The sequence below is a fragment of the Bradyrhizobium tropiciagri genome (assembly GCF_018130505.1).
In the GTDB taxonomy this organism is placed as follows: Bacteria; Pseudomonadota; Alphaproteobacteria; order Rhizobiales; family Xanthobacteraceae; genus Bradyrhizobium; species Bradyrhizobium tropiciagri_B.
The window spans coordinates 63,583-86,288 of sequence record NZ_JAFCKH010000008.1 but is presented as its reverse complement, the minus strand read 5'-3'; the positions used below and the strand labels follow the sequence as shown (position 1 = coordinate 86,288).

Here is a 22,706-nt window from a genome sequence, read left to right as displayed (position 1 = left end):
CCTATATTCCGGCGTTTTCCGTAAGAGGTGAGAATGCTCCGATCCGTCCGCTTTGCTGCCATTTCCGTCCTGTCTGCGCTGGCCCTGATAGGAAATCTTTGCCAGGCCGAGGCCCAGGATCGCCGGGTGCCGTCCTCGCAGGCGGAGCTGCAGCTGTCCTATGCGCCGATCGTGCAGCGGGTGCAGCCCGCGGTGGTCAATGTCTACGCTGCCAAGATGGTCCAGAACCGCAATCCATTCCTGGACGACCCGATTTTTCGGCGCTTTTTCGGCGTGCCGGGGCAGCAGCCCGAGCAGATGCAGCGCTCGCTCGGCTCCGGCGTGATGGTCGATTCGACCGGTCTCGTGGTGACAAACAATCACGTGATCGAGGGCGCCGACCAGGTGAAGATCTCGCTCGCCGACAAGCGGGAGTTCGAGGCCGAGATCGTGCTCAAGGACAGCCGCACCGATCTGGCGATTCTCCGGCTGAAGAACACCAACAAGGAGAAGTTTGCGACGCTCGACTTCGCCAACTCCGACCAGTTGCAGGTCGGCGACGTCGTGCTCGCGATCGGTAACCCCTTCGGCGTCGGCCAGACCGTGACGCACGGCATCATCTCGGCGCTGGCGCGCACTCAAGTCGGGATCACGGATTATCAATTCTTCATTCAGACCGACGCCGCGATCAATCCGGGCAATTCGGGCGGCGCCCTGGTCGACATGACCGGGCGACTCGCCGGCATCAATACCGCGATCTTCTCGCGCTCCGGCGGCTCGCAGGGCATCGGCTTTGCGATTCCCGCCAACATGGTGCGCGTGGTGGTGTCCTCGGCCAAGAGCGGCGGCAAGGCGGTGAAGCGGCCGTGGCTCGGCGCGCGGCTGCAGGCGGTGACGCCGGAGATCGCCGAGACGCTGGGCCTCAAGCTGCCGTCAGGCGCGCTGGTCGCCAATGTCGCGCCGAACAGCCCGGCGGCCAAAGCGGGTCTGAAACTGTCGGACCTGATCGTCGCCATCGAAGGCCAGACCATCGACGATCCCAACGCGTTCGACTACCGCTTCGCGACCCGGCCGCTCGGCGGCACCGCGCAAATCGAGGTGCAGCGCGGCGGCAAGGCGTTGACGCTCAACGTGCCGCTGGAGACCGCGCCCGACACCGGCCGCGACGAAATCGTGCTGACCGCGCGCTCGCCGTTCCAGGGCGCCAAGGTCGCCAACATCTCGCCGGCGCTGGCCGACGAGCTACATCTGGATGCAGGCGCCGAGGGCGTCGTGGTGACCGAGCTCGCCGATGACGGCACTGCCGCCAATGTCGGCTTCCAGAAGGGCGACATCATCCTTGCCGTCAACAACCAGAAGATCGAGCGTACCAGCGATCTCGACAAGGCCTCGAAGGTGACGACGCGGGTCTGGCGGATCACGCTGGTGCGCGGCGGCCAGCAGATCAACGTGACGCTCGGCGGATGAGCTCCAAGCAACCACGCGAGGCGGCGAACCTGTTCGCGGCAGCGGGGATGGAGCAGGACGCGCCGCATCCGCTGCCGGATCGGCTGCGCCCGCGTTCGCTCTCCGACGTCGTCGGCCAGGATCACATCCTCGGCCCCGACGGCGCGTTGACGCGTATGCTGGAGACGCGCACGCTCGGCTCGCTGGTGTTCTGGGGGCCGCCCGGCACCGGCAAGACCACGGTGGCGCGGCTTCTGGCCGATGCCACCGAGCTGCATTTCGAGCAGATATCGGCCGTATTCTCCGGCGTCGCCGATCTGAAGAAGGCGTTCGATGGCGCGCGCGCCCGCCGCGAGATGGGCAAGGGCACGTTGCTGTTCGTCGACGAGGTGCATCGTTTCAACCGCGCGCAGCAGGATTCCTTCCTGCCGGTGATGGAGGACGGCACCGTGGTGCTGGTCGGCGCCACCACGGAGAATCCGTCTTTCGAGCTCAACGCCGCTCTCTTGTCGCGCGCCCGCGTGCTGGTGTTTCATTCGCTCGATGCCGCCGCGATCGAACGACTGTTCGCCAATGCCGAGAAGGTCGAGGGCAGGGAGCTGCCGCTCGACGCCGAGGCGCGCGCGGTGCTGGTGCGGATGGCCGATGGCGACGGCCGCGCCTCGCTGACGCTGGCCGAAGAGGTCTGGCGCGCGGCGCGCAAGGGCGAGGTGTTCAACGCCGAGCAGCTGCAGGACATCCTGCAGCGCCGCGCGCCGATCTACGACAAATCGGCCGACGGCCACTACAATCTGATCTCCGCGCTGCACAAGTCGGTGCGCGGCTCCGATCCGGATGCGGCGCTGTATTATCTGGCGCGGATGTTCGATGCCGGCGAGGACCCGCTGTTCCTGGCGCGGCGCGTGGTGCGGATGGCGGTGGAGGATATCGGCCTTGCCGATCCGCAGGCGCTGGCGGTGTGCAACGCCGCCAAGGATGCCTACGACTTCCTCGGTTCGCCCGAAGGCGAGCTCGCGATCGCCCAGGCCGTGGTCTATCTCGCCACCGCGCCGAAATCGAATGCGGTCTACACCGCGTTCGGCGCCGCGATGCAGACCGCGAAGCAGGGCGGCTCGCTGCTGCCGCCGAAGCACATCCTGAACTCGCCGACCAAATTGATGAAGTCGGAAGGCTACGGCTCCGGCTATCAGTATGATCACGACATGCCCGACGCGTTCTCGGGCCAGGACTACTTTCCGGAAGCGCTGGGGCGCCAGACCTTCTACGATCCGCCCGACCGCGGCTTCGAGCGCGAGATCCGCAAGCGGCTCGACTACTGGACGCGGCTCCGCAAGGAGCGGGGCGGCGGCTAGCGCCTCACTTGACGCTCTTCACGAACTCCAGGATCTGGTCGGTCAGCCGCGTATCCGCGGTGTTGATCGCGTAGACCTCCGACATGTGGCTGTGCTGCGGTAGCATGAAGCTGCGCGCGCAGCCGCTCGGCCGCTTGCAGGCGGCCTGCTTCAACAGCTCGAATTGCGCGACGAAGCGCGGCGGGTCGAGTTCGGCCGCGGTGACGAGCAGCGGGATCGGGCTGGCGAGGAGGCCCTGCAGCGAGGAGCGCTCGGCGTAGCGCGACAGGTCGGAGCCGTAATAGGCGAGCTCGGCATCGCCGGCCGGCGATGCGGTCAGATCGTAGATGCCCGACACCAGGATCGCGCCGGCCAATCCGCCGCCCTTCACCTTGTGGAATTCGCCATGCGAGACGTAGCTTGCGACATGGATGGCGCCGGCCGACTGGCCCATCAGGAAGATGCGCGCCGGATCGCCGCCGCGCGCGCCGATGTTGTCGGACACCCATTTGACGATCGCGCCCAAGTCCTCCGCGCCGGCCGGCCAGGGGAAGGCGGGCGCCAGCCGATAGGTGGCGTTGACGCCGACGAATCCGTTCTTCGCCGCCCACAGCATGATGTTGTCGTAGAACGGGCTGCCGGGCGCGCGCTTGTTGCCGGCGACAAAGCCGCCGCCATGGATATAGATCAGCACTGGCCGTGCCGGACCGGCAGCTTCCGGCGTGAAGACATCGAGCAGATGGCGGTCGGCCGGACCGTATTTGAGGTCGCGCTCGACCTTGACGCCTTGATAGGGCTCCTTCTGCTGCAGCGGCGCATAGAGCGCGGCGGTCTTGGGCGGGTCGATGACGCGGCCCAGCTCCAGCAGCTTCCAGGCGAGGTCCTCCGGCATCGGGCTGTCTTGCGCAAGCGCCGGCCCCACGATCATCACGACCGCCGCCAATGCCGTCATGGCCAGTCTCATTGAAGGCTCCTCGATTGCCGTGTTCGGCCGAACCTGACCGAAGTTGCGCGGGATTTACAGCGATTTCGCCGTGACGATTCGCGGCAATTGCGCTACCCACAATGCAGGTCTGGAGCCGAAATATCACCATGAGCCGCCGTATCAAGAGAACGACTTCGCCGGGCGATCGCGCCAAAGCGCGCGACAAGGCGCGGACCAAGGATCGTGCCAAGGGCGGTTCGGAGCATCGCAGCCGCAAGTCGGACGATCGCAAGGCTGGTGACCGCAAGGCTGGCGACCGTCCGTTCGCGCAGCGTGCGCCCGGCAATCCGAAGCGCTTTGCCGAGCCGCGTCGGGAGCGGCCGGAGCCTGTGGCGGCGCCGCCCGCGAAGGCGGCGAGCGAACTGCCGCTGCCAACCAAGGTGCAGACCGTCGTGGTGACCGCCGACGAGAACGGCATGCGCGTCGACCGCTTTCTGGAGGCGCGGTTTCCCGGCCTGTCGTTCTCCCACATCCAGCGTATCGTCCGGAAGGGCGAACTCCGCGTCAACGGCAAGCGCGCCGATTCCAAGGACCGGTTGGAGGAAGGGCAGAGCGTGCGCATCCCGCCGCTGCGGCTCGATGCGCCGAAGACGGTCGGCGTGCTCTCGGACGCGCAGACCAAGACTCTGCAGACGCTCAAGGAGATGACGCTGTTCGAGGACGACGACGTGCTGGTGCTGAACAAGCCCGCAGGTCTCGCTGTGCAGGGCGGCTCCGGCATGACGCGCCATGTCGACCAGATGCTGGAGGTGATGCGCGATGCCAAGGGGCAGAAGCCGCGCCTCGTGCATCGCATCGACCGGGAGACTTCGGGCTGTCTCCTGATCGCCAAGACGCGCTTTGCCGCATCGCATCTCACCGGCGCTTTCCGTTCACGCTCCGCGCGCAAGATCTACTGGGCGCTGGTCGCGGGCGTGCCGAAGCCGAAGCAGGGCCGCATCTCGACCTATCTCGCCAAGGAGGAGAGCGAGGAGGACACCATCATGCGGATCGCGGCCCATGGTGACGAGGGCGCCAGCCACGCGGTGACCTATTACGCCGTGGTCGAGACCTCGGCGACGAAACTGGCGTGGGTGTCGCTCAAGCCGGTGACAGGCCGCACCCACCAGCTGCGCGCCCATATGGCGCATATCGACCATGCGATCGTGGGCGATCCCAAATATTTCAACAAGGAGAATTGGGAGCTGCCCGGCGGCCTGCAGAACCGGCTGCATCTCTTGGCACGACGGATCGTGATCCCGCATCCGCGCGGCGGCTTCATCGATGCGACAGCGCCGCTGCCGCCGCACATGCAGCAATCCTGGAATCTGCTCGGGCTCGAGGCCGAGCGATTCGATCCGATCGAGAACGCGCCGGAGGAGTGAGCGGCAAGCGGCCGTGGCCGTTCACGCGATCCATCAGAAACCGTGAAGGTCCGGCAGGGAACCCGCCTCTCGCGCGCAGCGTTGACACGCACGGCAGTCACTTGAACCATTGCTGCTGCGTAACGAGATATACGCCATGAAGCTGTCCTCGATCGTTGTCGGTGGTTTGATCTGGACGATGGGAGCGGGCAGTGCGCTCGCGCAGTTCATTGCGCCGGGCAGCTCGATCAACAATCCGCCGATGCCCCAGCCGCCGCCACCGCCGCGGGTCTACGTGCCGGAGATTCCGAAGATGGGTGCATTGCCGAGCCGGCCGAGCGTTCGTTCAGCTCCCCGGACCTCGTTCGGCGATCGCGTGAGCCGCTGCCTCGACGAGGCCGCAGCCGCCGGGCTGAGCCAGGCCGACCGCGCCACCTATTCGCGGTCCTGCGCCAACACGCGGGAGTAGCGTTTCGAGTCTGTTGTGCGGCTGGCCGTGGGAGCGCTGGGTCAGAGGATCAGCTTGTAACCGACATGGCTGCCGACGAACCCCAGCCGTTCATAGAAGCGGTGCGCGTCGGGGCGGTCCTTGTCGGTCGTGAGCTGCACCAGATTGCAGCATCTGGCCCTGCATTGCGCGATCGCCCATTCGAACATCTGCCGTCCGGCGCCTGATCCTCGGTGCGCCTCCGCTATTCTAACCGCCTCGATCTGCCCGCGCCACGCGCCCAACCGCGCCAGCCCGGGGATGAAGGTGAGTTGAAGCGTGCCGATCACCTCGTCGTTCACGGTCGCCACGACCTGCAGCTGATTGGGATCGGCGAGGATCGCCTCGAATGCATCGACATAGCTCTGGTGCGGTGGAGAGCTCGCATCTTCCCGCTGTTGTCCCAGGATATCGTTGGCCAGCAGCGCGACGATGGCCGGAAGATCTGCCGGCTGGGCGTGACGGAAATTGAGTTGCGTCATCGAGGATAGCTCCATGGAGACGAGGTTGCGGTTGCTAACCGGCAATTCGGTTGAGTTGCGGGCAGCTGCGACAGGCGAATATCCCGCGGTCATTCGGCTTGTTCCATCAGCTTTATTTGCCGTCGTCCCTGACATATCTTGCAAGGAGATCCTTCCAGACGAAAGCCGCCGGAGCGATGCGCGAACTGTTCGACGACGTACCAGACCAATCCCCGCTCGATCCGCAGGAAGCGGTGCGACGCCACATCCGCACGCCCCAGCGCAAGCGGTTCTACACCAGTGCCGGAGTGGCCGAGGCTGACAGCGGATTTTCCATCACGCTCGACGGCAAGCCGATCCGCTCGCCATCGGGCAAACCGGTCGTCGTGCCGGCGCGCGCCATCGCCGAGGCGGCCGCGGCGGAATGGAATGCCCAGGGCGAAACCCTCGATCCCATGACCATGCCGCTGACGCGCCTTGCCAACAGCGTCGTCGAGGGCGTGATCGATCGCGTCGATGAGGTCGCCGAGGACGCCGCGAAGTTTCTCGGCAGCGACCTCTTGTTCTATCGCGCCGGTCATCCCGACACGCTGATCGCGCGCGAGGCGCAGCATTGGGATCCGATCGTGTTCTGGGCCGCGGATTCGCTCGGCGCCCACTTCGTGCTGGCCGAAGGCATCATGCATGTCGGCCAGCCCGAGGCCGCGATCAAGGCGGCGCGTGCCGCATTTCCGACCGATCCGTGGTCGGTTGCCGCATTCCATGTGGTGACGACGCTGACGGGGTCGGCGTTGCTCGCACTGGCGCTCGCACATGGTTTTCGGGACGAGGATCAGGTCTGGGCGGCCGCCCATGTCGACGAGGACTGGAATATCGAGCAATGGGGTGTCGACGAGGAGGTCGCCTCGCGCCGCGCCGCGCGGCTGGTCGATTTCAGGGCCGCAGCCAGCATGCTGAGGAACCGACACACCGGTATGTGAATAAGTGTTACCGGCTGCAACGATGATTGGGCGCGATCGCCTCATTGCCGCCCGGTTCGGGGCTAGCCTGAAACCCATTGCAACGTCCTGAATCGGTGGCCGCCTCGATCGCAGGCCGATCGGCGAACGCGACTCAAATTTTTTTCAAAAACCGTTTCACGTTAGCTCGTTTCAAATCGTCTTAAGAATGACGTTGGGATTGAGCGCGCTCGCTTGCAGGCGGGCGATGAACCATTGCGAGTGTGCGAGTTTTGATCTGTCGGTACGGCATCGGGCTGTGCCGGGCCGTGTAGCGTTGGTGAGTGCAGATGTCCCTGTGGATTGTGGAACCGGTACGGACCAGCCGAGCCTTTCCGTCGGTCGGGCGAGCCTTTCCGTTCGTCTGGAATGTGGGTCTCGTGCCGCTGTGCGTCGCGATCGGTATTGTAGTGTACTTCACTGCGGCGCTCTGGCTGCAGCGTTCGTGGCAGGATCCGCGCCCGAAAGGGCAGGTCGTCGTGCCGCTGCTCCGGCCGTTTGAGCCATTGAGTAAGGCCGCATTCCGCGCCACCTTGCCGCCCGAATACCGCCAACTGGCGAGCTTGGCGGATCGCCCCAATATCGAGCGCGACACGCGTTCGCCAATCGTTGTCTACGAAGGCACGAGGCCGCTTGGACCGTCGCATAGCTCCTTCACCGAGGTTAGTGCCGGTGGCGGCAGCTTCGCGCACTGGACCGATACCGGCCTCGTCTTCTCTGCAAGCGACAGCTCCGATCCGAACAGCAACGGCAGGCGCTATTGGGCGGTCATCGCCGGCCCGCACTGAGAACGGCTCCCGGGGCCTTATACGCCGGGGTTAACGCGAGGTTTACGACGCCGGGCTAGCTTCGAGCGCGGGATGCGGGAGGGTGCTCTTCCGCATCGATCATCGTTGATCCTGCCGCTTGGCCGAGACCTTCGCTATGGCAATCGCCATCAACCCTGTACTGCCGGTGCCGGCCTCCGAGGACGCGGGCGGGGGGGCGCCTGAGTTCACGCTGCAGCCGGGCACCGTCGTCAGTGCGCAGGTGCTCAAGGTGTTGTCCGCAGATCTGGTGCGGATCGCGATCGCGAGCCTGTCGATCGACGTCCAGACCGAAGTCCCGCTGCAGCCGGGGCAGAACCTGCAGCTTGCGGTCTCGCAGGACAGTGACGGGGTTCGCCTCCAAATGGTCGAGCCGGACTTGGTCGGACGGGAGCTGGTGGAACCGAACTCGGCCGCCCCGCGGGCCGACGGTGGCGGGGCCGCGAGGGTGTCGCCGGCCGTCGTGACCGATCCCGCTCTCGCCCCTCAGGCCGCGCCACGAGCCGTGCTGACGCCGCTCGAGCACGTCGCCGTCACCGCGGCTGCGCAGGGCGCGGCGGCCGCGCAGGGCAGCCAGGCCACGCTGTTTGCCAATCTGGCGGCGGTTACGTCCGCCAATCTGCCGCCGAAGCTGCAGGCCGCCATCGCGCAGGTACTGGCGCAGCAGACAAGTCTCGACGAGAACCTCAGTGGCGCCGACGTCAGGGCGGCGTTCCAGAAATCCGGCCTGTTGTTCGAGGCTTCGCTCGGCTCTGGCGCGGTGCCGTCAAGCGGCAGCGCCCCCGATCTCAAGGCCGCGCTGATCGTGCTGCGCCAGACGCTGTCGTCGCTGGGCGCGGCGGCCGATACGGCTAGGCCTGCCGCCGCTCCGAGCGTGCAGGTGCCGGCGAGCCCCGCCGCGGCGCCCAGCCTCGTGCCGCCGGGCGCGCGCGATTTCGACCTGCAGGAAATCCTGCTGCCGCAGGCGCGCGTGCCGGTAGCTGCCGCTGCCGACCTCACCCCGCGCGGCCCGGGCCTTGCCACTGCGCTGGCCGAAGCGCTGGACGCCGGGCCGTCCGCGGGCGGCGCGCTCAATCTGCTTCAGGAGGCGGTGCACGAGCTCGGCGGGCCGACCCGCCAGGGCGCCGGTGCACGGGAGCTGCCGGCCGGTGACACGCTCGCGCGCGCCGCGGCGCCGCCGCCATTTCGCGGCGCGCTGCCCGCCGCGCAACCGGTGGCGGAGCCGTCGATCGCCCCGGGCGCGCCGCTCGCCACCGTCACCCACCGCCTGCTTGATAACACCGACGCGGCGCTGGCACGGCAGACGCTGCTGCAGGTCGCCTCGCTGCCGGACCGCGCCGACCCGGCGCGGCCGCAGCTCGATGCGACCGTGCCGCGCTGGAATTTCGAGATCCCGTTCCTGAGCCAGCAGGGCACGGCGATGGCGCAGTTCGAGATTTCCCGCGATGGCGGCGGCATCGAAGTCGAGGCCGCCAAGCGGGTGTGGCGCGCGCGCTTCACGCTCGATGTCGAGCCGGCGGGCCCGGTGCATGCGCTGGTCGCGCTGAGCGGCGAGCGCACCTCGGTGCGGATGTGGGCCGAGCGTCCCTCGACCGCTGCGCAGCTGCGCGCCAGCGCCGCCGAGTTGAGCCAGGCACTGACGCGGGCCGAGCTCACGCCCGGTGAGATCGAAGTCCGCGACGGCACGCCGCCACAGCCCGCGCCGGCGCGCGCCGGCCATTTCCTGGACCGCGCCACATGAGCGACACGGCAAACCAGCTCGCGGTCGCCCTGCATTACGACCACGCCGGCGCGCCGCGCGTGGTGGCAAAAGGCAAGGGCGCGATCGGCGCCAAGATCATCGAGGTCGCCAAGGCGCACGACATCCCGATCGAGGAGAACGAGGTGCTGGCCGGCGCGCTCTCCAATGTCGAGCTCGGCGACGAGATCCCGGCCGAGCTCTACAAGGCCGTCGCCGAGGTGCTGGTGTTCGTGCTGCGGCTGTCGGGGAGGGCGCGCTGAGACTTGTTGCCAATCGTCCGTCACGATGGCATCACCAGCGTTGTCCATCTCGAGAACCGGTTCGAGTTCCACCGTGATCAATCGCCGCCATGCGCTCGGTCTGTTTGCCGCCGCGAGCATGCTGCCGTCGCGCAGCTTCGCCAACGTGTCGTACCAGCGCAGCGAGTTTCGCGACGACCTGCAAAAGCGGTTCTTCGATCTCGGCACCGAGGGCACTTTCGTCGGTTACAAGGTCGACGACTATCTGATCGTCGCCAGCGACAAGACCCGCTCGGGCGAGGGCAAATTGCCGGCCTCGACCTTCAAGATCCCGAACGCGCTGATCGCGCTCGAGACCGGCGTCGTGCAGGATCCCGACAAGGACGTCTTCAAGTGGGATGGCGTGACGCGCAGCATCGAGGCCTGGAACAAGGATCACACGCTGCGCTCGGCGATCGCGGTGTCGGCCTTTCCGGTGTTTCAGGAGATCGCCCGCCGGATCGGCGAGGAGCGGATGAAGAAATATGTCGACATCGTCGACTACGGCAACCGCGACATCGGTGGCGGCATCGACCGCTTCTGGGTGTCGGGCGATCTGCGGATCGATCCGGTGCAGCAGGTCGATTTCCTCGACCGGCTGCGCCGCGGCGTGCTGCCAGTCGGCAAGCGCAGCCAGGAGCTGGTCCGCGACATTCTTCCCGTCACGAAAGTCGGCGACGCCGTGATCCGCGCCAAGACCGGCCTGACCGACAAGGAGCATGGCTCGCTCGGCTGGCTGGTCGGCTGGGTCGAGAAGGGGTCTGATATCACCGTGTTCGCGATGAACATGGACTGCAAGACCCAGGCGCAGATCGACGCGCGGATGAGCGTGACGCAGCAATGCCTCACCGACATCGTCGCGTTGTGACGATCTGACCTGCGCGCGCCGCGGCTGGTCGGCGGCGCGCGGCCCGGCTAGATTCCTCCGACAAGAACACTGGAGGAAACCAATGCATTCAGCATCAGTCTGGTTGTCGTCGCTCACGCTTGCTGCCGCAACCGGCTGGGTCGCGGCCACGATGTTTTCAGCGCCCGCCACCAGCAAGGAGCCGCGCTTTCCGCAGCTCACCATGGACCAGCTCAACGAGCAGCAGAAGCCGCTCGGCGAAGCCATCATGAAGGTGTCGAGCGTCGGCATCGGCGGGCCCTACAACCCGATGATCCGCAGCCCCGTGCTCGGCCAGCGGCTGTACGATCTGTTCTATTATCTGCGCTGGCAGACCTCGGTGCCGACCAAACTCAACGAGTTCGCGATCCTGATCATCGGCCGGCAGTGGCGCTCGCAGGTCGAATGGTTCGCGCACGCGCCGCTCGCCGCCAAGGCCGGCTTGCCGGCCGATGTCATCGCCGAGCTGAAGGCAGGCAACCGCCCGTCGAAGATGGCCGAGGATGAGGCCGTGGTGTACGACTTCGTCACCGAGCTGACCACGACCAAGAAGGTCTCTGACGAGACCTACGCGCGGGCCAAGAAGGTGTTCAACGATCAGCAGATCGTCGACCTCACCGCGGTCGCCGGCAATTATGTGATGGTCGCGATGCTGCTGGCGATGTCCGAGGAGACCGTGCCGCCCGGCAAGGAGGAGCCGTTCAAGGTCGGCGAGAAATAGCCCAGCGGACTCCGCTTCACCTCGCCCCGCGTGCGGGGAGAGGTCGGAACGCATCGTGAGATGCGTTCCGGGTGAGGGGGAGCCTCCGCAAACTCAGCTATCACGGTATGTGCCAGAGAGCCCCTCACCCCAACCCTCTCCCCGTAAGAACGGGGAGAGGGAGCGCAGCGTCGTCATGATCTGAAATCACGTGACGGCCGGCAACCGGCCGATCGCGCGCTGCAGCGCCGGCATCAGCTTCGGGTCGCGGCACTGCGCGACGTTGAAGCGCATGTAGGCGGCCGCGGTCTGCGAGGCGCTGAAGACGTTGCCCGGCGCCAGCACGACGTTGTCCGCTAGCGCCGCGCGCGCCACATCGGCGGAGTCGCAAGCCTCGGGCAGGCGGCACCACAGATAGAAGCCGCCGCGCGGCATCAGCCACGGCTCGATGCCGACGCGCTGCAGCTTGTCGCCGATGTCGCGGCGGGCGCGCACCAGCCGCCGGCGCAGCTCCTCGACGTGCTTGCGATAGAAGCCGCTGACCAGCACGCTGGCAATGATCTCGGTGGCGACCGCGCTCGGGCCACCAAAACCGGTCGCGACCTGCAGGTCGACGAGATCGTCGATCCAGTCGGCGCGCGCGGCGATGAAGCCACAGCGCACCGAGGCTGACAGTGTCTTGGAGAAGCTTCCGATCCGGATCACGCGGTTGAGCCCGTCGAGCGCGGCGAGCCGTGCCGAGGGCTCGGGCTCGAAATCGGCGAAGATGTCGTCCTCGACGATCGTGAGGTCATGGGCCGCCGCCGCGTTCAGCACGCGGTGCGCGGTCTGCGGCGACAGCGTGGCGCCGGTCGGATTATGCAGCGCCGAGTTGGTGACGTAGAGCCGCGGCCGCTCGGCCGCGAGCACCGCCTCGAAGCGCGCGACATCCGGCCCCACGGCGGTGTAGGGCACGCTGACGATCTTCACCTGATGGGCGCGCAGCAGCGCACGGAAATTGAAGTAGCAGGGATCGTCGACCAGCACGGCGTCGCCGGGCCGCAGCAGGAAGCGGCAGATCAGGTCGATCGCCTGCGTGCCGGACGCGGTCAGCAGCAGCTGCTCGGGCGGCACCTCCAGTCCCTCATCGGCGAAGCGCGCCATCAGGATGCGGCGCAGCGCCAGCGAACCGCGCGTCGCGCCGTAATCCGCGAGCAGCGCATCCTCGGCGCGTGCCATGCCACGAAACGCCCGGCGCAGCGCCTCGGTCGGCATCCACTCGGCCGGCAGCCAGCCGCAGCCCGGCTTCAGCGCCGCATCGTCGGCGTCGAGCGATTGCCGCGACACCCAGAACGGATCGACCGCGCGGTCGCGCTGCGGCTGGTCCTTTGCCAGCGCCAGCGGCGGCAACGCGGTTGCGGAGACGTAGAAGCCGGAGCCGGGCCGCGCGCGGATCAGCCCCTCGGCCACCAGCCGGTCATAGGCCTCGACGACGGTGGAGGGCGATACGCTCATGGTGGCCGCAAAGCTGCGGATCGAGGGCAGGCGGTCGCCGGCCGCCAGCGTACGGCTCGCCACCCTGGCGCGGATCGCGCCCATCACCTCGGCGGTCCGCGTGGCCTTGCCGTCGTCGGATAGCTGCTGCTGCATGTGTATGCCTACCTTCACCCATACAGTTTTGCGATATTGTACTGATCTGTAGCTGCCTTGGCCAGCCCGCCCCGGCTATGCTTGCGTCTCGGAAGGTAAGGTCAAATGGACAAGGCTTCGATCGACGGCTGGGGCAGCGGGCTGCTCGGCGTCATCATTTTCTCCGGCTCGCTGCCGGCGACGCGGGTTGCGGTCGGCGGCTTCACGCCGCTGTTCCTGACCTCGGCGCGTGCGCTGATCGCGGCGCTGCTCGGCGCGGCGCTGCTCGGCGTATTGCGGCAGCCGTGGCCGAAGCGCGATGACCTGGTGTCGCTGACGATCACCGCGCTCGGCGTCGTGATCGGCTTTCCGCTGCTGACCGCGCTCGCGCTGCAACACATCAACTCGGCGCATTCGATCGTGTTCATCGGCCTCTTGCCGCTGGCGACCGCCGTGTTCGGCGTGCTGCGCGGCGGCGAGCGGCCGAAGCCGCTGTTCTGGCTGTTCTCCGGCGTCGGCAGCCTGACGGTCGGCGCCTTCGCGCTGTCGAATGACGGCTCGGCCTCGCTGACCGGTGATCTCCTGATGGTCGCCGCCATCATCGTCTGCGGTCTCGGCTATGCCGAGGGCGCGACCTTGTCGCGCCGGCTCGGCGGCTGGCAGGTGATCTCCTGGGCGCTGGTGCTGTCGCTGCCGGTGGTGCTGCTGATGACGATCCTGACGCTGCCGCCGGGCTTAAGCAGCGTCGGCGCGCCGGCCTGGCTCGGGCTCGCCTATGTCTCGGTGTTCAGCATGCTGGTCGGCTTCGTGTTCTGGTATCGCGGGCTGGCGATCGGCGGCATCGCCAGCGTCGGGCAGCTGCAGCTGCTGCAGCCGTTCTTCGGCCTCGCACTGGCCGGCCTGCTGCTGCACGAACAGGTGCCGTGGACGATGGTCGCGGCGACCTGCCTCGTCGTCGGCTGCGTCGTGTTCGCGCGCCGCTTCGCGTAAGTTGCTACCGTCGGTCGTTCGGATGATCTCGCTCGCGCCTTGCGGGAGCGGTGGAATCAGGCGACTATCTACCGCAACTTGATGGAGGAATGCGTGATCATGATGTCGAGGCGGGCAGGCGCTGTCTTGCTGCTGATCGGGCTCGCGGTCGGGCTGGCCTTGCCCTCGCGACACGCCCGCGCCGCCGATCCGACCTACGACGATTTCGTCGCGCAGCTGATGGCTGGGAAGGCCGATATCGACTACACGGCGTTTCGCATGTCCTACGCCGCCAGTGCCAAGTACGCGCCCTACAGTGCTGCACGGGAGCAGCTCGGCGAGATGAAGAAGGCCTACGCAGCCGGCGATTGCGCCACCGCGACGGCGCAGGCGAAGGAGGTGTTCGCGGCCAATTTCGTCCAAATGGACGCCCACTTGATCACCGCGCTGTGCGAAAAAAAGGCCGGCCATGACGCCGAGGCGCAGCGCGAGTTCGTGGTGTTTTGCAGGGCTGATGAAATCCGTACTCAAATCGGGCGACGGCAAGAGCCCGGAGACCGCCTTCGTGGTCATCAGCATCGACGAGGAATACAGCATCCTGCGTGCGCAGGCGCTGCTCCGGGTCAAGCAGGCGCTGGTCAACCACGGCGGATCAGCGTTCGACCGCATCGAAGCCAAAAAGCGCGACTCGGATCAACTGGTCACGCTCTATTTCAACGTCGACCGCCCGACGGCACAGCTGGAGCGCATGCTGCAGAACAAGCAGTAGCGCCGTCATGGCGGGGCTTGTCCCGGCCATCCCTTCCTGTCGAACCGGATCGTCCTTCATCCACCTATTCGTAAACAAGCGACTAACGCTGCCAAGCGGCTGTCTGATGCCTGCCGTGCGTTAGAGCGGGGATTGAGCCGGCATCCGCTCAGCGATCCTTAAGCAGTGGTTCTTTAAGGATGTGCGCCGACGCGCCCGACACGGAGAGGGGAGTGAGCTTCAGGTTCATCGCGCCCGACGTGGTCAGGTCGGCAAGCCAGCGCGCCCTGCTGGAGCATTGGGATCAGCTGGCGGCCGGCCGGCCGTTTCCGGCCTTCACCGAATTCAAGTCCGATCCTGCGATGCACGATCCGAGGCAACTCGTGGCCTGGGCCGTCGAGGGCGAGGGGCGGCTGCGCAAGTTCCGCGCCATGTATCAGGGCGAGAACGTCGTCGAGGCCTTCAATGCGAGCTGGGCCGGCAAGACCATGGAGCAGGTCGTGCCGATGTCGCTCCGCCGCATCACTTTGGAGCCGGCAAAGGCATGCGCCACCGGCGGCTGCGCGGTGTACATGGTGTTCTCGACCATCGACGCCAGCGACCGGCGCGTCGATTGCGAGCGCCTGCTGCTGCCGTTCGGCAGCCGCGGCAAGATCGAGCATATCCTCGCGTCGCTGCAATTGACCGTGGCAAAGACCCGGGCGCACATCGTCAAGCATTTCGACATGCAGGCCACCGTCGAGCTGCAGGGCTCGATCCGCCCCGGCTTCTCGGCGAAGTCAGGCTCGGCCGGCGGCGACAAGCGCAGGGCGGCGCGGCGCAACGTTGCGCGTGCCGCGCGGATCAGTTTTGCCCGGCGCAGCATGACCTGCATCGTGCGCAATCTCTCGGCGACCGGCGCCGCCGTCGAGGTGAGCGACCCTGCCGCGATCCCCGACAGCTTTCGCATGGTGCTGGAAATGGAATCCACCGAGCGGCAGTGCCGCGTGGTCTGGCGCCGCAGGGATCGGGTCGGCGTCCAGTTCAGCTGAGCTTCCCGATCCGGCCGAGATGGGTGTAGCCAAATCCCTTCTCGTATTTCAGCCCATAGCCGAGCGCGCGGTCGAGCCCGATATGGGCGAGCCAGATCATCGCGATCGACAGCACCAGCGGCTCGGCGCTGGCGAAGCCGATCGTCATCAATGCCATCGGCGCGAGGTAGGCGTGAGCGGCGTTGTAGACGATGGCGCCGAACCGCGGGCCGGCGAGATAGGCGGCGAAGCTCAGGTCGGGCGCCAGGAACAGCACGACGTAGACCAGCCAGGAGCCGTCCCAGATCCCGTAGAGCATGGTCATGCCGAGGAACAACGCCAGCCCCTCCAGCCGGAGCAGGCTGCGCACGCCCCCCGTCGGCGCGCCGGTCTCGGCCGCGGTCATCTCAGTCATCGCCCTATCCCCCAGAAAGTCCTACCGTTTTTGCGCCCCAGCCTGCGCACAGCACAGGTTTCCAGTTCGGAAAATGCCGTGCTAAGCGTTTTCGAGTGAAGTAAGACCGGTTCGCAGGTGCGAACTGTTAGCTAATGCGGGCGGAGACAAATGAAAGACATCCTCGACACCCTCGAAGAGCGGCGCGCCGGCGCCAAGCTGGGCGGCGGCGAAAAGCGCATCGAGGCGCAGCACGCCCGCGGCAAGCTGACCGCCCGCGAGCGGATCGAGCTCTTGCTCGACAAGGGCTCGTTCGAGGAGTTCGACATGTTCGTCGAGCACCGCTCGACCGAATTCGGCATGGAGAAGAGCAAGATCCCCGGCGACGGCGTCGTCACCGGCTGGGGCACCGTCAACGGCCGCAAGACTTTCGTCTTCGCCAAGGACTTTACCGTGTTCGGCGGCTCGCTGTCCGAGACCCACGCGCTGAAGATCACCAAGCTGCAGGACATGGCGATGAAGGCGAGGGCGCCGATCATCGGCCTCTATGACGCCGGCGGCGCGCGTATCCAGGAGGGCGTCGCGGCGCTCGCGGGCTATTCCTACGTGTTCCGCCGCAACGTCATCGCCTCGGGCGTGATCCCGCAGATCTCCGTCATCATGGGCCCCTGCGCCGGCGGCGACGTCTATTCGCCGGCGATGACCGACTTCATCTTCATGGTGAAGAACACCAGCTACATGTTCGTCACCGGCCCCGACGTGGTGAAGACCGTCACCAACGAGGTGGTGACCGCCGAAGAACTCGGCGGCGCCTCGGTGCACGCGACGCGTTCCTCGATCGCCGACGGCGCCTTCGAGAACGACGTCGATGCGCTGCTGCAGATGCGCCGGCTGATCGACTTCCTGCCGTCGAACAATTCCGACGGCGTGCCTGAGTGGCCGAGCTTCGACTCCATCGAGCGCGTCGACAATTCGCTCGACACCCTGATCCCCGACAATCCGAACAAGCCCTACGACATGAAGGAGCTGATCCTAAAGGTCGTCGACGAGGGCGACTTCTTCGAGATCTCGGAGACCTTCGCCAAGAACATCATCACCGGCTTCGGCCGCATCGCGGGCCGCACCGTCGGCTTCGTCGCCAACCAGCCGATGGTGCTGGCCGGCGTGCTCGACAGCGATGCCTCGCGCAAGGCGGCGCGGTTCGTGCGCTTCTGCGATGCCTTCAACATCCCGATCGTCACCTTCGTCGACGTGCCGGGCTTCCTGCCGGGCACCGCGCAGGAATATGGCGGCCTGATCAAGCACGGCGCCAAGCTCTTGTTCGCCTATTCGCAGTGCACGGTGCCGCTCGTCACCATCATCACCCGCAAGGCCTATGGCGGCGCCTTCGACGTCATGGCGTCGAAGGAAATCGGCGCCGACATGAACTACGCCTGGCCGACTGCCCAGATCGCCGTGATGGGCGCCAAGGGCGCGGTGGAGATCATCTTCCGCTCTGACATCGGCGACCCCGACAAGATAGCCGCGCGCACCAAGGAATACGAAGACCGCTTCCTGTCCCCCTTCATCGCCGCCGAGCGCGGCTACATCGACGACGTCATCATGCCGCATTCGACGCGGCGGCGGATCGCCCGGGCGCTGGCGATGCTGAAGGACAAGAAGGTCGAGATCCCGGCGAAGAAGCACGACAATTTGCCGTTATAGGAAGTGCCGTAGGGTGGGTCAGGCGAAGCCCTAACCCATCATCTTTCTGGCGGCGGGTTACGGCTTCGCCTGACCCGCCCCGCTGCCGTTGTAAGTGTGACGGCGCGATGAGGCCAAAAGGCAGCAGGCCGAAACGGCCGGCCTTTTGGCCAAAGTAACTTTCTCTCCACCGCAGAACGCTTCCCGCCTGCCAAACGCGTCCTTCAAGCCGTTGGACCAACTCGTTCGAGTGAAAAGCAATACTTAGGTATTGACCTAAGTATTATCCTGCAATAGGAACGGGCCACCAGCGGCGCGCTGGCGTGCGTCGATGGACAACACCATCCGGCGTTCGTTCCCCAAGACGGAGGGAGTTATTCATGACCCCCCAGGCAGGAGGTGCCGGGACGCACGGCCAAGCCTCGCTCGCGACCATCGATGGCGTGTTTCGGGCGCTTTCCGATCCCACGAGGCGCGACGTCGTGGGGCGGCTCAGCGCTCGCGCGGCCTCGGTCGGTGATCTCGCTGCGTCCTACGATATGGCGCTGCCGTCCTTCGTGGAGCACCTCAAGGTGCTGGAGCGCAGCGGGCTTGTTCGCTCCCACAAGACCGGACGCGTCAGAACCTACGAACTCGTCCCTGAGCAATTGAAGGTGGCGGAGAACTGGCTCGCGCGGCAGCGCAGCCTTTGGGAGCGCCGCCTCGATCAACTCGACAGCTATCTCATGAAGATGAAACAGGAGACCAAGAAGTGAGCTCATCCTTGATCAAAATCGATCCGAAACTCGACCTCGTGCTCGAACGGGAGATCGATGTCCCGGTCGAACTCGTCTGGAAAGCCTGGACCACGGCCGAGCACCTGCGCCACTGGTTTGCGCCGAGGCCCTGGTCCATCACGGCCTGCGACCTCGATCTTCGCCCCGGCGGCGCCATCAACTTCACCATGCGTTCACCGGAGGGGCATGAGTTTCCCAATACGCAATGTTACCTCGAAGTGTCCCCGTTCGAGCGGCTCATTATCACCGATACACTGCTCGGCGGCTACCGACCCTCGCCCAATCCCTTCTTTACGGCCGTTCTTGAACTCGCCAGGAACGGTACCGGCACGCGCTACAAGGCAATCGCCATTCACGGCAACGACGAAGCGCGCAAGCGGCACGAGGAAATGGGATTTCATGACGGCTGGGGCACGGTCGCGACGCAAATGGTTGAATATATCAAGTCGGGACGGATGCATTCCTGATCAGGCTGGGCGTGCCGCCTTTCATTGCGTAGGGTGGGTTGGCAACGCCTAACCCGCCCTACAGGTTCGAATGTGATGACCGAAGACGATCCGACCGACGACATCTCAGAGATCGAAGCGCGGATCGAGGAGCTTGCCGAGAGCGCCGAACGCAGCAGGCGGATCATTCTGGGGTCGAAGGTCGCGATCGCAACCGGCTTCGCGTTGCTGCTGATCACGGTGCTCGGCCTGTTCGGCGCCGGTCAGACGGCTGCGTTGGGATCGATCGCGCTGGTGCTCGGCGGCATCGTGTCGTTCGGATCAAATGTCAGCACGCTGCGGCAGACCGAGGCGGCCATCGGCGAGGCCGAGGCGCTGCGCGCGCGTCTGATCGGGAGCATCGAGCTTCGCGTGGTGCACGACGCGCCGCTGAAGCTGATGTGACGGGCGGCTTCGATCAAACTGACGTGACAAGGCCACGCATTGTAAACGTGCCGCTTCGTTCATCCATCACGCGCGTAGCGCAAATGGGCATCCTCGAAGCAACGCGACACCCGCCGTCGCGCGCGATCGCATGTTTCCCGGAAACAATTTGAAACCTCGGCCTCGCTTGCCGAGCCGGTTCACCGTGCCTAACTAGCTCCGCACCTCTCCTGAAATGCGGAATCACCGGAAATGAAAGCGAAGACGGTTGCCTTGCTGACGCTGCCGTCGCTCGCCCTCGGCGTCCTGATTCTGCTGTATGTCGGCAGGACCCACGCCAAACTGGATCATCATTTCCAGGCTTTCGCTGATCGCCTGCTGCAGCATTCGGCGCGGTTCGCGGCGATCGATCAGAAGCTCGATCGCCTGCTCGGGCAGTCGTCAATGGTCGCCGCGATGGATCAGCAGCTCGACCGGCTGGTTCAGCAATCGGCTTTGTTGTCGCCGGCCGACATGGGCAACAGCCGCGTCGACACCCGCATCTTCATGATCAACAGCCAGCTGCATCAGGCGAGCGCGCCGGTCGTGATCGTCGGCGACAGCATTACCGAGGCGGCGCTGCTGCCCTCGACCATTTGCGAGCAGGCCGTGGTCAATGCGGGGATCGGCGGAACGACGCCCGGTCTGTATGCAACGCTGGTCAGGACCAAGGGACTGCTCGCGGACATGAAGGCGAAGCGCCTCGTCGTCGCACTCGGCACCAACAATGCGCAGCGCTCGCTGTCGCTGTCGCAGTTCGAGGCCGACTATCGCGGACTGCTGGCGATCCTGGTGCCGCAGGCCGAGAAGGTGATCCTGGCCGGAATCCCGCCGATCGAGGACGGCGCCAACTCGCAATATTTCGACCGCTCGCGGGTCGGCGAGATCAACAGGATGATCGAGGACATCGCGATCCAGCAGGGGCTGCCGTTCGTCGCCTTCACCGGCGCCATGCCGACCGTGGACGGCGTGCACATGTCGCCGGACGGCTATCGGACGTGGCTGGGCTCGATCGCCGGTGCGGTCAACCGCAGCCTGGCATGCGGCTTGTCGGCGGTGCAGTAATCATGTCGCGAGAATGCAAAAGCCGCGTCCCCACCTACCGCCGTCATCGCCCGGTTTAGCCGGGCGATCCAGTACGCCGCGGCCTCTCGGTTCCAGCACTGCCGCCTCTGGAATACTGGATCACCCGGTCGAGCCGGGTGATGACACCGAGATCGCTGCTTGACTGGATTGACGGCGATGCCCGCCGCTAGTGCGACGCCAGCGGCACGAAGTCGTATTCGCCGACGCCTTGCAGGATCAAAAAGGTCAGCGACGTCGGGCCGGCGTTGGTGACGAGGTGCGGGCGGGTCGGCCGCACGACGTAGACCTCGCCGGGCTTCAAATTCACTTCCTCCTTCGGCTCCTGCAGGAACAGGCGCATCTGGCCTTCCAGCACGTAGAAGGTGTCGGAGATGTTGCTGTGGGTGTGCCACGGCACCTTCTGGGTCGGCGAGAGCTGCAGCTCCTGGATGCGGAAGCCGGGGCGGGCGGCGTGCTGGGCGCGGCGCTCGACTTCGTAGAGATGGCTGGCGTCCTTGATCGGTTGTCCCTGCTTCATGGCGGCCTCCCTGATGTCGTTGCTCCCGTGGGGCGGGAGAGGGCCATGCTAGCTCGGTTCGCCGGTATGCGAAACGCGTATCCGCATTGCGCTTTGCAACGTGAATCCGAACTCTATTCCCCGTCGTCCCGGCGAAGGCCGGGACCCATTACCCCGAATGGGAGTTTGTAGCGCGATGCTGGGGCCGCAGTTTGCTCTAACAACGCAACCCTGTGGTTATGGGTCCCGGCCTTCGCCGGGACGACGAGTTGAGAGAGCGCGGGACCTACTTCATCCCCATGCAGCTCGCGTAAAACGTCGTGGTCGCCGGCCAGTCGGAGAACATCGCGCGGACGCCGACTTGTTTTGCCAGTACGTCGAGCACGGTGAGCGTATCGCCATCGCGGTCGATCGCTGATTTCACCGACTGGTGGTAGAACGCGCCGCCTTTGTTGAGCGGACCGTCGCGCTCCAGCGACCAGCCGATCAGCTCGAGGCCGGCGGCCTTCGCGGCCTTGGCGTAGGCGGAGGGGACGATCTCGCCCTTGTCGTTCAGCGTCAGCATCGCGTAGATCGGCGGGCCGAGGATCGCGACGCCCGAGGCCTTCAACTCCGCCATCGAGGGCTTCCAGGTCTCCGGCTTGTTCGGGTCGAGGCCTTCCTTCTCATAGCGCTCCTCGAGATAGACCGCCTGCTTTGCAAAGTCCGGCTCGGTCTTCACCCAATACAGGATGTCCTTGAGGATAAAGCTTTGCGCGAACACGTCGCTGGCGGGGATGCCGGCCTTCTTGTAGGCGGCGAGCATCTGGCTCGCATAGGCCTCCTGGGTGTAGTCGCCGTCGAACGGCATCGGCACTTCCGGCGCCTTCAGCTCCGGCGTGAACTTGGCGCCGAGGCTCCTGATCAGCGCGATGCTCTCGTCATGGGTCATCAGCGTGCCCGATGTGGCGTAGAGGTCGGTGCGCCAGCGCGGCGTACCGTTCTGGAATTCTTCCGGCGTCTTCGCCGCCGCATTGAAGCCATCCATCTTCGCGGTCAGCCGCTTGAATTCGGCGAGCGTGATGTCGGACGTGCAGCACTTCGCCGAGGCCTTCTTGCCGGTGGCGGGATCGGCCGGGCTGAAGCCTTGCGTGCACTTTGCGGCAAGGTCGGGCACGGTCAGGATGTTGGTCGTGGTGTGCAGGTCGCATTGCGAATGACGGCACACCAGCTGGCGGTCTTTTGTAAATGTGACATCGCATTCGATCACGCCGGCGCCCATCCGCGCGGCGGCAAGATAGGATTCCCGGCTGTGCTCGGGGAATTGCAGCGCAGCGCCGCGATGGCCGATCGAGAAATTCGATTTGTGGAACGGGCCGGTGCACTGGCTGAGCTGCTGCTTCAGCGGCCCGTCCTTCATCTTGTCGACGAGATAGAACGGCCGCGGCCCGATTTGTGCCTCGCGCGGCAGCGCGATGTCCTCGGCCGCGGCGGGCAGGGAAGTCACCGTCGCGAGGATCGCGAGCAGGGCGGCGCGATGGCGGATAGGCATGGGTGAACCTCCGGATCGGTCGTTGTCTGCAGCCGGTATATCATGGAGCATGTGAC

24 protein-coding genes are annotated in these 22,706 nt (G+C 65.9%); 18 read left to right on the top strand and 6 right to left on the bottom strand.

The features are described 5' to 3' along the window. Positions 1 to 33: 33 nt before the first annotated feature. Positions 34 to 1,446, top strand: a complete 1,413-nt coding sequence (locus tag JQ633_RS20790) for a DegQ family serine endoprotease (RefSeq protein ID WP_249159512.1) — start codon at positions 34 to 36, stop codon at positions 1,444 to 1,446. Beyond that, the gene (locus JQ633_RS20785; RefSeq protein WP_211986958.1) at positions 1,443 to 2,777 is read left to right on the top strand and encodes a replication-associated recombination protein A; all 1,335 of its coding nucleotides are present in this window, start codon (positions 1,443 to 1,445) and stop codon (positions 2,775 to 2,777) included. The genes JQ633_RS20790 and JQ633_RS20785 overlap by 4 nt, the downstream gene beginning before the upstream one ends. A 4-nt stretch (positions 2,778 to 2,781) precedes the next feature. On the opposite strand, the gene JQ633_RS20780 is transcribed toward JQ633_RS20785, so the two are convergent. After that, complete coding sequence (locus tag JQ633_RS20780) at positions 2,782 to 3,720, bottom strand: alpha/beta hydrolase (RefSeq protein ID WP_211986957.1); 939 nt, start codon at positions 3,718 to 3,720, stop codon at positions 2,782 to 2,784. Between the two features lie 128 nt (positions 3,721 to 3,848). Between JQ633_RS20780 and JQ633_RS20775 the strand changes: the two genes are divergently transcribed. Both JQ633_RS20775 and JQ633_RS20770 read left to right on the top strand, forming a co-directional pair. Then, complete coding sequence (locus JQ633_RS20775; protein ID WP_211986956.1) at positions 3,849 to 5,105, top strand: RluA family pseudouridine synthase; 1,257 nt, start codon at positions 3,849 to 3,851, stop codon at positions 5,103 to 5,105. A gap of 136 nt (positions 5,106 to 5,241) precedes the next feature. After that, positions 5,242 to 5,553, top strand: coding sequence for a hypothetical protein (locus JQ633_RS20770; RefSeq protein ID WP_211986955.1), 312 nt, complete (start codon positions 5,242 to 5,244; stop codon positions 5,551 to 5,553). Positions 5,554 to 5,594: 41 nt separating this feature from the next. On the opposite strand, the gene JQ633_RS20765 is transcribed toward JQ633_RS20770, so the two are convergent. Further along, on the bottom strand, positions 5,595 to 6,053 hold the full coding sequence (locus JQ633_RS20765) for a GNAT family N-acetyltransferase (RefSeq protein WP_211986954.1): 459 nt from the start codon (positions 6,051 to 6,053) through the stop codon (positions 5,595 to 5,597). Between the two features lie 176 nt (positions 6,054 to 6,229). On the opposite strand from JQ633_RS20765, the gene JQ633_RS20760 reads away from it, so the two are divergent. The 6 genes from JQ633_RS20760 to JQ633_RS20735 all read left to right on the top strand — a co-directional run bounded on the left by JQ633_RS20760 (position 6,230) and on the right by JQ633_RS20735 (position 11,462). Next, positions 6,230 to 7,012, top strand: coding sequence for an ATP12 family chaperone protein (locus tag JQ633_RS20760; protein ID WP_211986953.1), 783 nt, complete (start codon positions 6,230 to 6,232; stop codon positions 7,010 to 7,012). 308 nt (positions 7,013 to 7,320) lie between these two features. Beyond that, positions 7,321 to 7,818, top strand: a complete 498-nt coding sequence (locus tag JQ633_RS20755) for a hypothetical protein (RefSeq protein ID WP_211986952.1) — start codon at positions 7,321 to 7,323, stop codon at positions 7,816 to 7,818. A gap of 136 nt (positions 7,819 to 7,954) precedes the next feature. Then, entirely contained in the window at positions 7,955 to 9,577 is a 1,623-nt protein-coding gene (locus JQ633_RS20750) for a flagellar hook-length control protein FliK (protein ID WP_211986951.1), read from the top strand. Next, the gene (locus tag JQ633_RS20745) at positions 9,574 to 9,837 is read left to right on the top strand and encodes an EscU/YscU/HrcU family type III secretion system export apparatus switch protein (RefSeq protein ID WP_211986950.1); all 264 of its coding nucleotides are present in this window, start codon (positions 9,574 to 9,576) and stop codon (positions 9,835 to 9,837) included. Before JQ633_RS20750 ends, JQ633_RS20745 begins: the two co-directional genes overlap by 4 nt. A 73-nt stretch (positions 9,838 to 9,910) precedes the next feature. Continuing rightward, positions 9,911 to 10,723, top strand: a complete 813-nt coding sequence (gene blaOXA, locus JQ633_RS20740) for a class D beta-lactamase (protein WP_211986949.1) — start codon at positions 9,911 to 9,913, stop codon at positions 10,721 to 10,723. An 82-nt stretch (positions 10,724 to 10,805) separates the two neighbouring features. Next, positions 10,806 to 11,462, top strand: a complete 657-nt coding sequence (locus JQ633_RS20735) for a carboxymuconolactone decarboxylase family protein (protein ID WP_211986948.1) — start codon at positions 10,806 to 10,808, stop codon at positions 11,460 to 11,462. Between the two features lie 186 nt (positions 11,463 to 11,648). Here JQ633_RS20735 and JQ633_RS20730 read toward each other — a convergent pair whose 3' ends face one another. After that, complete coding sequence (locus JQ633_RS20730) at positions 11,649 to 13,070, bottom strand: PLP-dependent aminotransferase family protein (protein ID WP_249159511.1); 1,422 nt, start codon at positions 13,068 to 13,070, stop codon at positions 11,649 to 11,651. A 105-nt stretch (positions 13,071 to 13,175) separates the two neighbouring features. On the opposite strand from JQ633_RS20730, the gene JQ633_RS20725 reads away from it, so the two are divergent. The 3 genes from JQ633_RS20725 (at position 13,176) to JQ633_RS35535 (ending at position 15,797) form a co-directional block, all read left to right on the top strand. After that, positions 13,176 to 14,039 (top strand): DMT family transporter, encoded by an 864-nt coding sequence (locus JQ633_RS20725; RefSeq protein WP_211986947.1) that lies wholly within the window; start codon positions 13,176 to 13,178, stop codon positions 14,037 to 14,039. Positions 14,040 to 14,532: 493 nt separating this feature from the next. After that, on the top strand, positions 14,533 to 14,787 hold the full coding sequence (locus JQ633_RS20720) for a DUF4919 domain-containing protein (protein WP_211986946.1): 255 nt from the start codon (positions 14,533 to 14,535) through the stop codon (positions 14,785 to 14,787). 212 nt (positions 14,788 to 14,999) lie between these two features. After that, positions 15,000 to 15,797 (top strand): PilZ domain-containing protein, encoded by a 798-nt coding sequence (locus JQ633_RS35535; RefSeq protein WP_211986945.1) that lies wholly within the window; start codon positions 15,000 to 15,002, stop codon positions 15,795 to 15,797. Here JQ633_RS35535 and JQ633_RS20710 read toward each other — a convergent pair. Next, entirely contained in the window at positions 15,790 to 16,191 is a 402-nt protein-coding gene (locus JQ633_RS20710; protein ID WP_211986944.1) for a DUF4260 domain-containing protein, read from the bottom strand. The genes JQ633_RS35535 and JQ633_RS20710 overlap by 8 nt on opposite strands. Before the next feature lie 150 nt (positions 16,192 to 16,341). Between JQ633_RS20710 and JQ633_RS20705 the strand changes: the two genes are divergently transcribed. From JQ633_RS20705 to JQ633_RS20685, 5 genes are all read left to right on the top strand, one after another. Then, positions 16,342 to 17,874: an acyl-CoA carboxylase subunit beta gene (locus JQ633_RS20705; protein ID WP_211986943.1), complete on the top strand. Its 1,533-nt coding sequence runs from the start codon at positions 16,342 to 16,344 to the stop codon at positions 17,872 to 17,874. A gap of 359 nt (positions 17,875 to 18,233) precedes the next feature. Next, entirely contained in the window at positions 18,234 to 18,608 is a 375-nt protein-coding gene (locus JQ633_RS20700) for an ArsR/SmtB family transcription factor (RefSeq protein ID WP_211986942.1), read from the top strand. 8 nt (positions 18,609 to 18,616) lie between these two features. After that, positions 18,617 to 19,096: an SRPBCC family protein gene (locus JQ633_RS20695; protein WP_249159510.1), complete on the top strand. Its 480-nt coding sequence runs from the start codon at positions 18,617 to 18,619 to the stop codon at positions 19,094 to 19,096. Positions 19,097 to 19,171: 75 nt separating this feature from the next. Beyond that, positions 19,172 to 19,519, top strand: coding sequence for a hypothetical protein (locus JQ633_RS20690; RefSeq protein WP_211986940.1), 348 nt, complete (start codon positions 19,172 to 19,174; stop codon positions 19,517 to 19,519). A gap of 231 nt (positions 19,520 to 19,750) precedes the next feature. Further along, positions 19,751 to 20,602, top strand: a complete 852-nt coding sequence (locus JQ633_RS20685; protein ID WP_211986939.1) for an SGNH/GDSL hydrolase family protein — start codon at positions 19,751 to 19,753, stop codon at positions 20,600 to 20,602. Between the two features lie 187 nt (positions 20,603 to 20,789). Here JQ633_RS20685 and JQ633_RS20680 read toward each other — a convergent pair whose 3' ends face one another. Beyond that, the gene (locus JQ633_RS20680; RefSeq protein WP_211986938.1) at positions 20,790 to 21,140 is read right to left on the bottom strand and encodes a cupin domain-containing protein; all 351 of its coding nucleotides are present in this window, start codon (positions 21,138 to 21,140) and stop codon (positions 20,790 to 20,792) included. 265 nt (positions 21,141 to 21,405) lie between these two features. Beyond that, on the bottom strand, positions 21,406 to 22,650 hold the full coding sequence (locus JQ633_RS20675; protein ID WP_211986937.1) for a glycerophosphodiester phosphodiesterase family protein: 1,245 nt from the start codon (positions 22,648 to 22,650) through the stop codon (positions 21,406 to 21,408). Between the last annotated feature and the right edge of the window lie 56 nt (positions 22,651 to 22,706).

What these genes read in the sequence shown, in the direction of transcription:
- JQ633_RS20780 (WP_211986957.1), bottom strand. Translation starts at nt 3,720, where the DNA reads ATGAGACTGGCCATGACGGCATTGGCGGCGGTCGTGATGATCGTGGGG.
- JQ633_RS20755 (WP_211986952.1), top strand. Translation starts at nt 7,321, where the DNA reads ATGTCCCTGTGGATTGTGGAACCGGTACGGACCAGCCGAGCCTTTCCG.
- JQ633_RS20745 (WP_211986950.1), top strand. Translation starts at nt 9,574, where the DNA reads ATGAGCGACACGGCAAACCAGCTCGCGGTCGCCCTGCATTACGACCAC.
- JQ633_RS20685 (WP_211986939.1), top strand. Translation starts at nt 19,751, where the DNA reads ATGAAAGCGAAGACGGTTGCCTTGCTGACGCTGCCGTCGCTCGCCCTC.
- JQ633_RS20750 (WP_211986951.1), top strand. Translation starts at nt 7,955, where the DNA reads ATGGCAATCGCCATCAACCCTGTACTGCCGGTGCCGGCCTCCGAGGAC.
- JQ633_RS20770 (WP_211986955.1), top strand. Translation starts at nt 5,242, where the DNA reads ATGAAGCTGTCCTCGATCGTTGTCGGTGGTTTGATCTGGACGATGGGA.
- JQ633_RS20785 (WP_211986958.1), top strand. Translation starts at nt 1,443, where the DNA reads ATGAGCTCCAAGCAACCACGCGAGGCGGCGAACCTGTTCGCGGCAGCG.
- JQ633_RS20730 (WP_249159511.1), bottom strand. Translation starts at nt 13,070, where the DNA reads ATGCAGCAGCAGCTATCCGACGACGGCAAGGCCACGCGGACCGCCGAG.
- JQ633_RS20675 (WP_211986937.1), bottom strand. Translation starts at nt 22,650, where the DNA reads ATGCCTATCCGCCATCGCGCCGCCCTGCTCGCGATCCTCGCGACGGTG.
- JQ633_RS20690 (WP_211986940.1), top strand. Translation starts at nt 19,172, where the DNA reads ATGACCGAAGACGATCCGACCGACGACATCTCAGAGATCGAAGCGCGG.
- JQ633_RS20735 (WP_211986948.1), top strand. Translation starts at nt 10,806, where the DNA reads ATGCATTCAGCATCAGTCTGGTTGTCGTCGCTCACGCTTGCTGCCGCA.
- JQ633_RS20760 (WP_211986953.1), top strand. Translation starts at nt 6,230, where the DNA reads ATGCGCGAACTGTTCGACGACGTACCAGACCAATCCCCGCTCGATCCG.
- JQ633_RS20765 (WP_211986954.1), bottom strand. Translation starts at nt 6,053, where the DNA reads ATGACGCAACTCAATTTCCGTCACGCCCAGCCGGCAGATCTTCCGGCC.
- JQ633_RS20720 (WP_211986946.1), top strand. Translation starts at nt 14,533, where the DNA reads ATGAAATCCGTACTCAAATCGGGCGACGGCAAGAGCCCGGAGACCGCC.
- JQ633_RS20705 (WP_211986943.1), top strand. Translation starts at nt 16,342, where the DNA reads ATGAAAGACATCCTCGACACCCTCGAAGAGCGGCGCGCCGGCGCCAAG.
- JQ633_RS20700 (WP_211986942.1), top strand. Translation starts at nt 18,234, where the DNA reads ATGACCCCCCAGGCAGGAGGTGCCGGGACGCACGGCCAAGCCTCGCTC.
- JQ633_RS20680 (WP_211986938.1), bottom strand. Translation starts at nt 21,140, where the DNA reads ATGAAGCAGGGACAACCGATCAAGGACGCCAGCCATCTCTACGAAGTC.
- JQ633_RS20790 (WP_249159512.1), top strand. Translation starts at nt 34, where the DNA reads ATGCTCCGATCCGTCCGCTTTGCTGCCATTTCCGTCCTGTCTGCGCTG.
- JQ633_RS20725 (WP_211986947.1), top strand. Translation starts at nt 13,176, where the DNA reads ATGGACAAGGCTTCGATCGACGGCTGGGGCAGCGGGCTGCTCGGCGTC.
- JQ633_RS20710 (WP_211986944.1), bottom strand. Translation starts at nt 16,191, where the DNA reads ATGACTGAGATGACCGCGGCCGAGACCGGCGCGCCGACGGGGGGCGTG.
- JQ633_RS20775 (WP_211986956.1), top strand. Translation starts at nt 3,849, where the DNA reads ATGAGCCGCCGTATCAAGAGAACGACTTCGCCGGGCGATCGCGCCAAA.